This window comes from Aeromonas sp. V90_14, from assembly GCF_029967615.1.
GTDB lineage: Bacteria > Pseudomonadota > Gammaproteobacteria > Enterobacterales > Aeromonadaceae > Aeromonas > Aeromonas hydrophila.
Window position 1 is genome coordinate 38,870 of sequence record NZ_JASCAS010000034.1, and the last position, 14,087, is coordinate 52,956.

Consider the following 14,087-nt stretch of genomic DNA (forward strand, 5'->3'; position numbering starts at 1 on the left):
TGTTGTCAGCCACCTTGCTGTTGCAGGCCAAAGTACCGAAAACAGCGAGGCCCATCACCAGGATGGGCCTCTGAGCTGGAGACGCCGACGGGATTAGGTGCCGCTCTGGGGGCCGTCGATCACCAGCTTGCCATCCTTGACCGGGATGGTGGCGCCGGGGGCCTTGTTCATGCGGATCACCCCTTCCTGACCGGCGAGGCGGTAGGTGACGTCATAGCCCAGGGTGCGGGTGCTGCTCTCCTGCACCGTCTTGCAGCGCTGCTCGGTGGTGGTATAGGTATCACCGGCCTGCATGTTGCCCTGCACCTGGTTGCCGGCATAGCCACCGGCCACGGCGCCCGCAGCGGTCGCCACCTTCTTGCCGTTGCCGCCACCAAACTGGTTGCCGAGCACCCCGCCCAGCGCCGCGCCGACCACGGTACCCAGGATCTTGTGCTCGTCCTGCACCGGCTTGCGGTGGGTCACGCTGACGTTGCGACATTCCTGACGGGGGGTCTTGATGGTCTCGGTCACCGCTTTGCTGGCCAGCACTTCGGCGAACTGAGGCTGTGATGAAAACAGGGATCCGCTGGCGGCGGCTGACAAGGCCAGCGCAGAGGCCACACCGATCCCGACTCCTGCCAACATGGATTTGTTCATTTTCTCTTCTCCTCAAATGCATCACGGGATGCGTCTCTTGCTTGCGGTCATCTTGGCACAAGGGCAAGGAGGTACAAGGCAAGGCCGGTGCGGGCACGACAGCCCCTGACTGCACCGAAAAGAGCCTCGTCAAAAAGGTGTCGGGCTTTGGCGACAAGGGCGGGGGAAGGCAGCAAACGCGATCTGCGAGTGGCATTTTGCGATTCAGGTGGGCCTGTTTTCCCATTTTGCACCAATCTGCTGCCACCGCCGGCTGGCGCAGTGGCAAACAAGGGGGGCCTAGTCGTCAACAAGGGCCAGTCAGGGTGCGCCAACCGCTTGATAAATCACTGTTGCCAGGATGGCTGGCGGCCGATAACAGATCACGGCAAGCATTATGCTTGCTCTGTTGGCAGAGAGGATCAATCGCGCGTCTCTGGCGGCCCGCACCCATGTGAGCCGGTAGGCGCCACCCGCAGTCAGGCCCGTTCGGCTGCGGTCATCCGGTCAGCAAGGGGGTTCATATGTCGATGCTGCCAAGATGGATACAACCGGCCGTGCAGGCCGGCATCATCACCCGGGAACAAGCCCAGCGGCTGCTGGACTCCCTCTATCAACCCCTCTGTGAGACGGCGCAGGAGCTGCCCGCCGACCTTGCCGACATCAGCCTCAAGCTCTTCTGTTTTCGCCAGCAGCACAGGGTGCGCCACTAGGCTTTCCAGATCTGCGCCCTTGATAAGGCATGACCCCCGCCGGGGCGGGGGCCATGTGCCCTAGATCAGCATCACCTGCGCCACCAGCATCAGGGCGCCGAAGCCCAGCACGAAGCCCACCATGGGCAGCACGAACCTGACCCATTGGTTGAACTGGATGCCGAGCATCTGCAGGGTGACCAGCACCAGCCCGGTGGGGGCCAGGAACAGCATGGCGTATTGTCCCCAGTTGTAGGCCGACACCACTATGTAGCGCGGGATCATCACGGTATCCGCCAGCGGCGCCATGATGGGCATGGAGAGCACCGCCAGCCCCGAGGAGGAGGGCACCACCAGCCCCAGCAGGGTGAACACCAGCATCTGGGCCACCGCAAACACGGCACCGTGCATGCCGGCCACCAGACTGGAGGCGTAAGCCAGGATGGTGTCCGAGATCATCCCCTGATCCAGCACCAGGTTGACCCCCCGCGCCAGCCCGATGATGAGCGAGACGGCGACCAGTTCTGATGCCCCCTGGGTGAAGGCCTCGACCGCCTCTTTCTCCTTGAGGCCGGAGATAAATATGATGACGATGGCGACGGCCAGGAAGGAGGCCGCCATCTGCGGGAACCACCAGCCAGCCATGGAGACGCCCCACACCATCAGGGGGAAGGCGAGGATGAACAGGGTCAGGATGATCTTGCGGCGCAGGGTGAAGGGGACCCCTTCATCGAGGGAGCCCTCTTTCAGGAAGCGGGCCCGGAAGCTCTCTCTGTCCTCATAGGTATAGGAGAAGGCGGGGTTGGCCTTGATCTTCTTGCAGTACCAGTAGAGATAACCGATCACCACTAGGGTGCCCACCAGACAGCCAACGGCGCGAACGCTCAGCCCCTCGGTAAAGGGGATGCCGGCGGCGTTGGAGGCGATCACCACCGAGAAGGGGTTGATGGTAGAGAAGGTGGTGCCCATGGAGGCGGCAAGGAAGATGGCCCCCACGCAGACGATGGCGTCATAGCCAAGCGCCAGAAAGATGGGCACCAGGATGGGATAGAAGGCGACCGCCTCCTCCTCCAGCCCGCAGGTGGTGCCCCCCAGCGCCATCACAAAGCAGACCAGCGCCACAAACAGGAACTCGTTGCCGCGGGTCTTGTGCGACAGCGCCACCAGCCCGGCATTGAAGGCGCCGGTCTTGTTGATGACGCCGATGAGCCCCCCCAGCACCAGGATGAAGACGATGATGTCGGCCCCTTCTATGGTGCCCTTGACCATGCTCACCGCCACGTCGGAGAGTCCCTTGGGCGCCTGGGCCAGCCGCTCATAGGTACCGGGGATGGCGATGGGCTTGCGGATGGTGCCGTTGACGAACTGCTCCACCCCGATATTGATGTCGAGTCTGGTCAGCTCATCCTGAGTGGCGGGCACTCGCCGGGTTTCCCCTTGCGGCGTGTTGATGGTCAGCATATGGCTGGCGGCATTATAAGAGAGCTTGGCATAGGCGCCCGCCGGAATTATCCAGGTGAGGGCGATGGCCAACAACATGATCAAAAACAAAATGGTAAACGCGGTGGGAAATTGTCTGCGGGTCTGGGTATTCGGCTCGGCACACATAAAATGCTCCTCGATAAAGCAGGTTCGGGCTCGGCGGAATATCGGGTCGATAGGGTTCCTTCGTCATGCAGCGGGAGTGCGCAAACTCACTGGTTGTGGCGCATCGTATGGCGAGAAATCTGGCCTGATATTGAACATCCGGTAGATTGTTTCACAAAGAAACCATAACCCACCGAGGGGAAGCATGAACAGCGCTACGGGCCTGCTTTATGGAAGCCGTCACAAAATATATTTAATGAGAGGTTTGCCATTAATTTGTTGGCAATAAACCGATGCGCTTGCTTATGCCATAAATATCCAGATGACGATGTTTCGAAATATATCCATATTGGCAAGCCTGCAACCAGATATGGCCAGTTTGCATGCAAGCATCAGCATATTCATTATTTGCCGGGTTTTATGCCGAGGATATTGGCTGTCGATATTTGTCGCTGAAAAAACAGGCACCAGCATGCAGTTCGGTCAGATTAGCGGCGCCAGCACGGCGCCTCTAAGACGTTTTGCTAATACCTGTGGCCATCACCTCGCGTTAGGCTGTGATCTCCGATAAGCACCCTCTGGCAGGACGCCAGACGTGGTTGCCAGCGCTCCCGGGAGCGCACCGTTTTTGCTACCTGCAAGGAAGGAACCCGATGACAGAGCAGAACATCTATCAGCGCGATCTGGAAAAAAATCCCGCCAATTACCAGACGCTGACCCCCATCAGCTTTCTGGGGCGGGCCGCCCGGGTCTACCCCGACTATCCGGCGCTGATCCACGGCCCCCTGCGCCAGAGCTGGGCCCAGACCGAGCGACGCTGCCGCCAGCTGGCCTCGGCCCTTCGCTTGCGCGGCATCGGTGAGGGGGATACCGTCTCCATCGTCGCCCCCAATACCCCGGCCATGTTCGAGGCCCATTTCGGGGTGCCCATGAGCGGCGCCGTGCTCAACACCATCAACACCCGGCTCGATGCCGAGTCGATGGCCTTTATCTTCCAGCATGCCCAGAGCAAGGTAGTGCTGGTAGACCGGGAGTTTGGCGCCGTGGTGCGCAAGGCGCTGGCATTGATTGAACTCGCGCCGTTGCTCATCGCCATCGACGATCCCCTCTATCGGGAGGGGGAGCTGGTCGGCGACCTCGACTATGAGGCGTTTCTTGCAGAGGGCAATGGGGATGAGCCAGGCTGGCTGCCGCAAGATGAGTGGCAGGCGATCTCGCTTAACTACACCTCCGGCACCACAGGCAACCCCAAGGGGGTGGTCTATCACCATCGCGGCGCCCACCTCAATGCAGTCAACAACGTGCTCTCCTGGGAGCTGCCCAAGCACAGCGTCTATCTCTGGACCCTGCCGATGTTTCACTGCAACGGCTGGTGCTTCCCCTGGACGCTGGCGGCGACGGCCGGGGTGAGCGTCTGCTTACGCCATGTGCAGGCGGCGGCCATCTATGAGGCACTGCACGAGCACAAGGTGACCCATTTTTGCGCTGCCCCCATTGTACTCAACATGCTCAACAACGCCGATCCGGCCCTCAAGCGCGGGCTCGACCACCCCATCAAGGCGATGACCGCAGGAGCGGCACCACCCGCCACCGTGATCGCCGGCATGGAGGCGATGGGGATCGCCGTGACCCACGTTTACGGCCTCACCGAAACCTATGGCCCCTGCGTGCTGTGCGAACCGCAAAGAAGCTGGCAGGGGCAGGATGCCACCACGTTGTCGCGTCTGAAAGCACGCCAGGGGGTAGCCTCACCCCTGCAGGGGGAGATGCGGGTCATCAACCCGGTCAGCGGCGAGCCGGTTCCCCGGGATGGCAAGACCATGGGCGAAATCGTGCTGCGCGGCAATGTGGTGATGAAGGGTTATCTCAAGAACCCGGTCGCCAGCGCCGAGGCGATGGCGGAGGGGTGGTTTCGCAGCGGCGATCTGGCGGTATGGCACCCGGACGGTTACGTGGAGATCAAGGACAGATCCAAGGACATCATCATCTCCGGCGGGGAGAACATCTCCAGTCTGGAGGTGGAGGACGTGCTCTATCGCCATCCCGATGTGGACGAGGTGGCGGTGATCGCCATGCCGGACGAGAAGTGGGGGGAGGTGCCCTGCGCCTTCGTCAAGCTCAAGGAGGGGCGTGAACTCACCCAGGCCGAACTGATTGCGTTTTGCCGCGAGCAGATGGCCCACTTCAAGGCCCCCAAGCGGATCATCTTCACCCCGCTGCCGAAGACCTCCACCGGCAAGGTGCAGAAATTTATGCTGCGTCAGCAGCTGGGCAGTTGAGGTTGCGACAGGAGCAAAACAAAACGGGCCTGATGGCCCGTTTTGTCGATATGAGTTCAACGATTATTTGGTGTGGCGCTCATAAAGCCGCTGTACCACATCCTTCAACGCCAGCCCTTCGTTTTGCAGCAGCACGGTGAGGTGGTAGAGCAGGTCGGCGGATTCGTTGATGAGCTCCTCCCTGTCTTTCGCCATGGCGGCCAGTGCCACTTCGACACCTTCTTCACCCACCTTCTGGGCGATGCGCTTGGTGCCCTTGGCATAGAGGCTGGCGGTGTAGCTGGTGGCCGGATCCGCGCCTTTGCGTGCTGCCAGGATCTGCTCGAGCTCGGCCAGGAAGCCAAGGGGCGGCACGGGGTGGCCGTCGAAGCAGGAGGGGTTGCCCAGATGGCAGGTGGGGCCGACGGGGTTGGCGGCGATCAGCAGGGAGTCCTGATCGCAGTCGGTGGTGATGGCGACCAGCTGAAGCACATGGCCCGAGCTCTCCCCCTTGGTCCAGAGGCGCTGCTTGCTGCGGCTGAAGAAGGTGACCTGGCCGCTGGCCTGGGTCTTTGCCAGTGCTTCGCGGGTCATGAACCCCTGCATCAGCACTTCGCCGCTGGCGGCATGCTGGACGATGGCGGGGATCATGCCGTCACATTTTGCCCAGTCCAGGCGTTCGGCGAGCGACTGCTCGTTGTTTACTGCTTGATTATTCACGGATGGCAACTCCTTCGGTTTTCAGCCAGCGTTTCAGTTCGGGAATGGGGATAAGGCCTTTGTGGAACACGGAGGCGGCCAGTGCCCCGTCCACGTCGGCGAGGGTGAAGGCATCGCGAAAGTGTTCCATGGCACCGGCGCCGCCGGAGGCGATGAGCGGCACCTTGCAGACGGCCCGCACCAGCTTGAGCTGCTCGAGATCATAGCCCTGGCGCATGCCATCCTGGTTCATCACGTTCAGCACGATTTCACCGGCGCCACGCTTTTGTGCCTCCTGCACCCAATCCAGGGTATGCCAGGCGGTGGTGCGGGTGCGGCTCTCGTCGCCGGTAAACTGTTTGACCTGATAGTGACCGCTCTGCGCATCAAAATAGGAGTCGATGCCCACCACCACGCACTGCACGCCGAAGCGCTCGGCCAGTCGGGTGATAAGGGTGGGATCGGCCAGCGCTGGCGAGTTGATGGAGACCTTGTCGGCCCCGAACTCCAGGATCTGGCGGGCATCCTCCACGCTCTTGATGCCGCCGGCGACGCAGAAGGGGATGTCGATGACCTCGGCCACCCGGCTTACCCAGCTCTTGTCCACCACCCGCTCATCGCTCGAGGCGGTGATGTCGTAGAACACCAGCTCGTCGGCCCCCTCGCTGGCGTAGCGACGGGCGAGCTCGACGATGCCGCCCATCACCTCGTGATTACGAAACTGCACTCCCTTGACCACCACGCCATCTTTGACGTCGAGGCAGGGGATAATACGCTTTGACAACATGCTCGTTGCTCCATGTAAAGCACTGTTAAAACTAACGTTGTTGCCAACGGGCCCAGGGCCCGGCGGCGAGTGAAAAAGGTGGCTTGCATGCTTTAACAGCGGGTTCCTGAGCGGGAAAAAGAGACCCGAAACGGGCGGCGTCTTCACTCGGGGGAGTACCACTATATGCACGACTTTATTCAGTGATTCAACCCTTTATCCAGCTTGCTCGGCCCTTGATGCCGGCTGGTGCCAGCAGGCGTCTGGCCGCTCAAGCCTGGCTGAGAGCCATCTGCAGCCAGCAGCTCACGAAGGGTGAGCAGGGCACCATCAAAATCAAACACTTTCAGCTGGCGAGCCAGGATCTCGCCTGGCGTCCCCAAGGCGAGCAGCAGGGGGGCCGCGTACTGCTCAAATAGCGGGATCACAGCGGTGTCGCTCTGCACCAGCAACTCCTCAATCTGGCGCAGCAGCTGTTGCTGCCAGTGGCTGCCAAGCGGCGCGGCGTTCGCGGCGGGACTGGGTTCTTCCTCCCCCAGCAGACTTGGCAGTTCGCTGAGGAGGCGGGCAATGGGGGCCATCCGCTCGGCCAGGGTCTGGCTGTTGTTGGCCAGCTCCTGCTCCAGTTGTTGGCTCTGGGCGGCCAGTTCAACCAGCCCAAGGGTGCTGGCCACCCCGCGCAGGGTGTGGAGCAGCCGGCTGGCGGCTGGCCTGTCGCCAGCGTGCAGATGGCTCTCCAGCTGCTGCATGTCCTGGCTGTGCTCGCTGGCAAAGTGGCGCAGCAGGGCGACGTATTTGCTCTGGTTGCCCTGCAGCGCCGCCAGCCCCTGTTGCAGATCCAGCCCGGGCAGATTTTGCAGGCGGGTGAGGGGACCAGTCAGCAGGTCGGTCGTCCGCCGCTGGTATCTGGGAGCTGCGGCCGTGCTGCTGGGCAGCCACTGCTGCAGCGCCTCGAACAGCTTGGCGGGGGTCACCGGTTTGGCGATGAAGTCGTTCATGCCGGCGGATTTGCAGGCCTTTCTGTCTTCTTCGAAGGCACTGGCGGTCAGCGCCAGAATGGGGACCTGCTCCCAGCCCGACAGGGCCCGGATGGCCCGGGTGGCGCTGTAGCCATCCATCAGCGGCATCTGTATGTCCATCAGGATGAGATCGAACGCGTGCTGGCTGACGCGCTCCAGCGCCTCCTGGCCATTGACCGCCGTCTCGATGATGAGGCCGCTGTTGTTGAGCAGTTCCAGCACCACCTCGCGGTTGATTGCGTTGTCCTCCACCAGCAATACCCTGGCGTGGTTGGCAAAGAAGAGGGCCTGCTGCACCGTCTGCTCGAGCGCTGCCGGTTGCTGCGGTTCGCCCTGACCCACCGCGAGGCGGGCGGTAAACCAGAAACAGCTGCCCTTGCCAAGGGCGCTGGTGACCCCGACTTCCCCGCCCATCAGGGTGGCAAGCCGGCTGGTGATGGCCAGCCCAAGGCCGGTGCCGCCATATTTGCGGGTGGTGGAGACATCCGCCTGTTCGAAAGCCTGGAACAGCTTCTCGCTCTGCTCCGGGCTGATGCCGATGCCGGTATCCTCCACCTCGAAGCGCAGCAGATAGCCGCCGGCAAGCGGGCGATCCACCCGGACCCGCAGGGTGACCGAGCCCTGCTCGGTGAATTTGATGGCGTTGGCCGCGTAGTTGAGCAGCGCCTGACGCAGGCGGGTGATGTCGCCGTGTACCCAGGCCGGGGTATCGCCGATGTCGACTATGATGGTGAGCCCCTTGGCGCGCGCCTGCTCGCTCATCAGGGCGCTGACGTTGTCCAGCATGGCGGTAAGGGAAAAGTCGCTCTGCTCCAGCGCCATCTTGCCTGCATCGATCTTGGAGAGATCCAGGATGTCGTTGATGATGGTGAGCAGGTGCTGGGCGGCGTTGTCGATCTTCTCCAGTCGCTCCTGCTGGGTGTGATCCGGCGTATCGCGCTTGAGCAGATAGGTGAGCCCCAAAATGGCGTTCATCGGGGTGCGGATCTCGTGGCTCATGTTGGCCAGGAAGGCACTCTTGGCGCGGTTGGCGCTCTCCGCCCGTTGATGGGCCTGAGCCAGCTGCAGGGTGCGCTCGTTGACCATCTCCTCCAGGTGGTAGCGGTACTGGTCCAGCTCCTCGCCGAGCCGCTTTTTCTCGGTGATGTCGGCCTGCACCGTTACATAGTGGGTCACGGCCCCGTTCTCCTGGCGAATGGGGGAGACGGTGGCAAGCACCTGATAGTGGGAGCCGTCCCTGCGCCGGTTGATGAACTCGCCGTGCCAGCGCTGGCCGCGCTTGATTGCATCCCACAGGGCGATGTAGGTAGCCTTTGGGGTGAGGCCGGAGCGCAGCAGGGAAGGGGTCTGCCCTATCACCTCGCTCTGCTGGTAGCCGCTGGCGGCCAGGAAGGCGACGTTGACATATTCGATGCGGGCCTGGGTATCGGTGATGAAGACGCCATCCGGGCTCTGCTCCAGGGCGAGCGAAAGTTGGCGCAACTGCTGCTCGGCCTGCTTGCGTTCGGTGATGTCCAGGTGGATGCCGAGCAGGCGCAGCGGGCGCTGCTGGGCATCCCGGTAGATGCTGCCCTTGCTGCTGAGCCAGCGCACATCGCCGTTTGGCAAGAGGATGCGAAATTCAATCTCGATGGGTTTGCCACTTGCCGGCAGCTCGGCCAGCAACTTGTCGAGGCGGGGCTTGTCGTCCGGGTGCAGGCAGCTGTGCCACTGCTTGAACTCGCTGAGCTGTTCGGCGCTGCGACCATAGAGGCGGGCGCATTCGGGCGAGAAGAAGAGCCGGCCACCCTGCATGTTCCACTCCCAGATCCCGACGTGGGCTCCCTCCTGAGCCATCAGCAGCCGCTGCTCGCTCTCGCGCAGGGCACTGCTGGTGGTTTCGGCGCGGATGCGGGCACTGATGGCATCGTCCATCAGGTTGAGCGCCGCCAGTCTGGCGCGGCGCTGGGTATCGAGCGCCACCTGCTGGTTGTGCAGCAGTTGCTGCTCTGCCAGCTTGCGTTCGGTGATGTCCTGCACAGTGCCATACAGCTCGACGATGGTGCCGTCGTTGGCGCGCAGGGCGGCGCCGCGGGCGATGATCCAGACTGGTTCGCCCTGTTCGTGGATCACTTCGGCATCGCACTCGTAGGGCAGACCATCCTGCAGACAGCGTTCGACCGACTGGGCGATGGCGCGCCAGCCATCCTGGGTAAAGTACTTCCTCACCTCGGGGTAGATGGCGGGGGGCAGGGAGGGATCGCGGCCATAGATGCGGTAGATCTCCGGCGACCAGAAGTGGCTGTCATCGGCGATGTTCCAGCGCCAGTTGCCGATCTTGGCCAGGTGCTGGGATTCGCGCAGGATCCCTTCGTTGCGGCGCAGCGCCTCTTCGGTCTCCTTGCGTTGCTGGTGATCCTCGATGACCGAGATGAAGTAATCCGGTTTCCCCTTGAGATCCTTGACCAGCGCCACCGTGAGGGTGATCCAGAGTACCTCGCCGCCCTTGCGCAGATAACGCTTCTCCAGGGTGTAGTGCTGACGTTCGTCTGCCAGCATCTGGGCTACATAGGTCTGGTCGATGAAGAGATCATCCGGGTGGGTGATCTGCTGGAAGGTCATGCCCATCAGCTCGTCGGCCTGGTAGCCCAGCATGTCGCACAACCGCCGGTTGACCCGCAGCCACTTGCCATCCGGGGAGACCAGGGCGATGCCGACCGCAGCCTGCTCGAAGGTGGCCTGAAAACGGGTCTCGCTTTGTTGCAGGCGGGACTGGATGCTGCTGAGCTCTTGCCAGCGCTGGGTTTCCCGGGCGCGGGAGCGGTGCACGGCCGCGCTGAGCAGGCTGATAAGAACGCCGTTGGCGATCAGAATGCCCCACTGCACCAGATCCTGGCCGGCGCCGATACGCAGCTCGTGAAGCGGGGCGAGCAGGAAGTAGGTGGTGAGCAGACCGCTCACCAGGGTACAGAGCAGGCCGGGCAGCAGGCCACCGAGCAGGGCGCAGACGGTGATGGGCAGCATGAACAGCACCAGCAGCGGCCGCTCGCCAAAGGCGATGGGCAGCTGGACCCGGATCTGCAGCATCAGCACGGGCAGCAGCACGGCCAACAGGCAGACACCCCAGCGCTGTCTGGGTTGGCGAAGGTGCCACAGTGAAGACCAGCGCGTCATAGGGACTCCTCCGGCGGGGTGGGGGCCTGCGGATAGGGGGGCTGTTGCCCGAGCTGAAGCGACAGCTCGTTGATCTTGTGCTTGAGGGCCAGCATGGCCAGCTCCCGGTCCACCATCACCTTGTTGAACCGCTCCAGTTCATTGTTTTGCTGACGGAGCTCGCTGGCCTGACGGGTCAGGGCCTGCTCGACCTGTTCGCGCTCGGTGACATCCAGCAGCAGGCCAAGCACGGCAGGCTGGCCGCGATAATCGACACGGCGCCCATAGAGCTCCATCTCGATGTTCTGGTGGTTGTGGTGCAGGGCGGTGAAGCGGGTGTGGATCTCGCTGTCTTCCTGTTCGCAGCGCTGCAGCTGCTCAGCCACCCTGGCGCTGTCTTTCGGACTGGCGAGGGCGTGCAGGGTGCCAATTTTGAGCAGGGTGGCGGTCGAGGCGTAGCCGAACAGGCGGGCAAAACCTGGGTTGATGTAACAGAGCTGGCCCTGCTGGATGATGTAGATGCCGGCCAGTGACTGCTCCACCAGGGCGCGAAACAGCCCCTCCCGCTCGCGCAGGCCCGCTTCGGCCCGCTTGAAATCCGTGATGTCGCGAGAGATGCCGAAGATGCCTATCACCTGGCCATCGCTGTCCTGCAGCGGCCCCTTGGTGGCGAGAAACACCCGCTCGCCGCCTGGCAGGGTCAGGTACTCCTCCTGGGTCTGTACCCGGTTGTTGGCGATCACCTGTTCACCCAGCGCCATCAGCATGCGGGCCTGATCGGGGGGAAAGATGGCCATGTCGTCCTGACCCAGCATCTCGCTGGCCGATTTGCCGACGAACTGGCTGGCGGCGCGATTGAACAGGATGTATTTGCCCTCTCTGTCCTTGGCGAAGATGGCATCTTCCGAGCTGTCGGCGATGGCGGAGAGCAGTTGCAGCGCCTGCAGGCGGCCGGCCTGGGACTGGCGAACCTGCTCGGCCATCTGCAGCCGGGTGTGCTGGCGCAGCAGCACGATGCCGGTGTTGGCGATAAGCAGCACCAGCAGGCCAATGAGCCCGATCCAGACGCTCTCTTTGAGCTCCGCCCGGGTGAGTTCGGCCTTGTCTATCTTGGCCAGCAGATACCAGTCGGTACCCATGACCGGCTGTACGGTGCCAAACACCGGCGTATTGCGGTAATCCTTGCCAAAGAAGAGCGCCTTGCCCTCTTCATTGCGACTCTGCTGCAGGAACTGGGCTGCCAGCAGCTCCTTGCTGCTGACGGGCAAATGCAGGGTGAGAGCCGAACCGGGGCGATAGCGCACATCATTGAGAAACTGGATCTGATCGCCGCTGCGGCGAAACAGCAGGGCTTCCCCGCTGCTGTCCGGCACCGGCCAGGATTTGAGAATGTTGTTGAGCCAGTCACTGCGGCTTATCTGCAGCACGATGAAAGGCGACTTGTCGCCTGCCATGGGGAGTGGGGCGATAAAGTCGAGGCGGGCTTGACCCTGTTCGTCCAGATAGGGGCCGACCCGGGTGATGCTGCCGCTTTTGGCATCCTTCAATGCCGCGCGCAACTGGGCGCTCAGGCCGCTGGCATCCGGGGTGTGCCACAGCAGGTTGCCCTCTGGCGAGAGCACGCTGGCGGCACTGAAGCGGCGAATGGAGATAAATTCGTCCAGTTTGGTCATCAGGTTGGCGTGACCGGCCCGGGTGGCCTGGGCTTCGCGATAGAGGGCCGCATATAGCGGATTTTCAAACAAAATGTGGGCGTCAAATTCCCGGGCGCTGAGCCATTCGGTGATGCGTTTGCTCTTGAGATCGGCAATGGTCTCGAGCCGGGCGGCCTCCTTGTCCTGGGTCAGGTTGATGTTCTGGGCGATGGCCATGGCGGTCAGGGTCAGGATCAGGCCGTTGAGCAGCACGAACGGCAGCAGCTGGCGCCGGGAAGGGGAAGTGGTCACCGTCGGCTGGTCGATGCGCCGGCGCAGCATGGTATAGAGCATGGTGGCGGTGATGAGGATGAACAGCCACCCCTTGATGGTGCTGGCCAGCGCGAACTGGGCCGGGGTGCTGAACAGCCACTCCACCGCCTTGTCGGAGAGCAGGATCCACAGGCTCGCCACCGCGGCATAGGTGAGCACGACGTTGAGCACATGGGCCCGGGTCAACGAGGGCTGCTCAGCCATGTCTGGCCTCATTGTCATCCTGGTAGCGCTCGGCGATGGCGACGAACTGCTCGAAGTGGTTGTCGAATGCCGTCACCACATCCGGATCGAAATGCTGGCCGCTGCCGGAGAGGATCAGGGCGCGCGCCTCCTCATAAGGCATGGCCGCCTTGTAGACCCGCACATTGATCAGCGCGTCGAACACGTCCGCCAGTGCCATCAGGCGGGCCGAGAGCGGGATGGCGTCCCCTTGCAGGCCGTCGGGATAGCCGCTGCCATCCCACTTTTCGTGATGCCAGTGGGCTATCTCCTTGGCCAGGGTGAGAAACACCAGCGGCTGTTCGATGTCCCGTTCGGCCTCTTCGATGGCGTCGCTGCCGAGCTTGGCGTGGGTGCGCATGATCTGCCACTCCGCCGGGGTCAGCTTGTCCGGCTTGAGCAGGATCTGATCCGGAATGCCCACCTTGCCGATGTCGTGCAGCGGCGCCGAGCGGCTCAGCAGATCGATGTAGCGGGGGGTCAGGGTGTCGGTAAAACGGGGATGACTGGCCAGCGCACAGGCCAGTTGCCTGACATAGCCCTGGGTGCGCAAGATGTGATTGCCAGTCTCGGGGTCGCGGATCTCCGCCAGATGGGCGAGCGCCCGGATGGAAACTTGCTGGATGAGGTCGTTCTCGGTCATCCGGCGTGCCACCTCGGCCTCCAGCGCCGCATTCTGATTCTGCAGGCCGTCGCGGGCCTGTTTGGCCTCCAGCTGGGTGCGCACTCGCGCCTGGACGATGGCCGGTTTGATGGGCTTGGTAATGTAGTCGGCGGCTCCCAGCGACAGGCCGTACTCCTCGCTCTGGGGGTCGGCGAGGGCGGTGAGCAGCACCACCGGAATGCGACTGGTGGCAGGGGTAATACGCAGCTGTTTGAGCACCTCATAGCCGTCCATGCCAGGCATCATCACATCCAGCAGGATGAGGTCCGGGATTGTCTTGCCAGTGGCGATCCGCAGACACTTCTCCCCGCTCTGGGCGGCGAGCACCCGATAGGTGGGAGAGAGCAGGTCGGTCAGCACCATCAGATTTTCGGGTGAGTCATCGACAATCAGGATGGTGGCGGAGTGAGATGTAAACATAGGTCCTCCGTGACGTTGTCTCAGTGAATTCGAGTATAGAGTC

Annotated in this window: 9 protein-coding genes; 2 read left to right on the plus strand and 7 right to left on the minus strand. The window is 62.6% G+C overall.

Annotation, left to right across the window (positions count from 1 at the left end):
• Positions 1-93: 93 nt before the first annotated feature.
• Entirely contained in the window at positions 94-639 is a 546-nt protein-coding gene (locus QLG02_RS13780) for a glycine zipper 2TM domain-containing protein (RefSeq protein WP_029300832.1), read from the minus strand.
• A 503-nt stretch (positions 640-1,142) separates the two neighbouring features.
• On the opposite strand from QLG02_RS13780, the gene QLG02_RS13785 reads away from it, so the two are divergent.
• On the plus strand, positions 1,143-1,331 hold the full coding sequence (locus QLG02_RS13785; protein ID WP_017764436.1) for a hypothetical protein: 189 nt from the start codon (positions 1,143-1,145) through the stop codon (positions 1,329-1,331).
• 60 nt (positions 1,332-1,391) lie between these two features.
• On the opposite strand, the gene QLG02_RS13790 is transcribed toward QLG02_RS13785, so the two are convergent.
• Entirely contained in the window at positions 1,392-2,918 is a 1,527-nt protein-coding gene (locus QLG02_RS13790; protein ID WP_282465433.1) for a YfcC family protein, read from the minus strand.
• Between the two features lie 632 nt (positions 2,919-3,550).
• Between QLG02_RS13790 and QLG02_RS13795 the strand changes: the two genes are divergently transcribed.
• Positions 3,551-5,176, plus strand: a complete 1,626-nt coding sequence (locus QLG02_RS13795) for an acyl-CoA synthetase (protein WP_282465434.1) — start codon at positions 3,551-3,553, stop codon at positions 5,174-5,176.
• Positions 5,177-5,239: 63 nt separating this feature from the next.
• On the opposite strand, the gene hisIE is transcribed toward QLG02_RS13795, so the two are convergent.
• From hisIE to QLG02_RS13820, 5 genes are all read right to left on the minus strand, one after another.
• Positions 5,240-5,875, minus strand: coding sequence for a bifunctional phosphoribosyl-AMP cyclohydrolase/phosphoribosyl-ATP diphosphatase HisIE (gene hisIE / locus QLG02_RS13800; protein ID WP_226031724.1), 636 nt, complete (start codon positions 5,873-5,875; stop codon positions 5,240-5,242).
• A complete protein-coding gene (gene hisF, locus QLG02_RS13805; RefSeq protein ID WP_010633929.1) occupies positions 5,868-6,641 on the minus strand; it encodes an imidazole glycerol phosphate synthase subunit HisF in 774 nt (257 codons plus the stop codon). The genes hisIE and hisF overlap by 8 nt, the downstream gene beginning before the upstream one ends.
• Positions 6,642-6,820: 179 nt before the next feature.
• The gene (locus tag QLG02_RS13810; RefSeq protein ID WP_282465435.1) at positions 6,821-10,792 is read right to left on the minus strand and encodes a PAS domain S-box protein; all 3,972 of its coding nucleotides are present in this window, start codon (positions 10,790-10,792) and stop codon (positions 6,821-6,823) included.
• Entirely contained in the window at positions 10,789-12,942 is a 2,154-nt protein-coding gene (locus QLG02_RS13815) for a PAS domain S-box protein (protein ID WP_282465436.1), read from the minus strand. The genes QLG02_RS13810 and QLG02_RS13815 overlap by 4 nt, the downstream gene beginning before the upstream one ends.
• The gene (locus QLG02_RS13820) at positions 12,935-14,044 is read right to left on the minus strand and encodes a two-component system response regulator (protein ID WP_016350784.1); all 1,110 of its coding nucleotides are present in this window, start codon (positions 14,042-14,044) and stop codon (positions 12,935-12,937) included. The genes QLG02_RS13815 and QLG02_RS13820 overlap by 8 nt, the downstream gene beginning before the upstream one ends.
• Positions 14,045-14,087: the final 43 nt, after the last annotated feature.

Bases quoted from the DNA above. Each gene is read 5' to 3' on its own strand.
- QLG02_RS13780 (WP_029300832.1), bottom strand. From the start codon at position 639: ATGAACAAATCCATGTTGGCAGGAGTCGGGATCGGTGTGGCCTCTGCG.
- QLG02_RS13785 (WP_017764436.1), top strand. From the start codon at position 1,143: ATGTCGATGCTGCCAAGATGGATACAACCGGCCGTGCAGGCCGGCATC.
- QLG02_RS13790 (WP_282465433.1), bottom strand. From the start codon at position 2,918: ATGTGTGCCGAGCCGAATACCCAGACCCGCAGACAATTTCCCACCGCG.
- QLG02_RS13795 (WP_282465434.1), top strand. From the start codon at position 3,551: ATGACAGAGCAGAACATCTATCAGCGCGATCTGGAAAAAAATCCCGCC.
- hisF (WP_010633929.1), bottom strand. From the start codon at position 6,641: ATGTTGTCAAAGCGTATTATCCCCTGCCTCGACGTCAAAGATGGCGTG.
- QLG02_RS13810 (WP_282465435.1), bottom strand. From the start codon at position 10,792: ATGACGCGCTGGTCTTCACTGTGGCACCTTCGCCAACCCAGACAGCGC.
- QLG02_RS13815 (WP_282465436.1), bottom strand. From the start codon at position 12,942: ATGGCTGAGCAGCCCTCGTTGACCCGGGCCCATGTGCTCAACGTCGTG.
- QLG02_RS13820 (WP_016350784.1), bottom strand. From the start codon at position 14,044: ATGTTTACATCTCACTCCGCCACCATCCTGATTGTCGATGACTCACCC.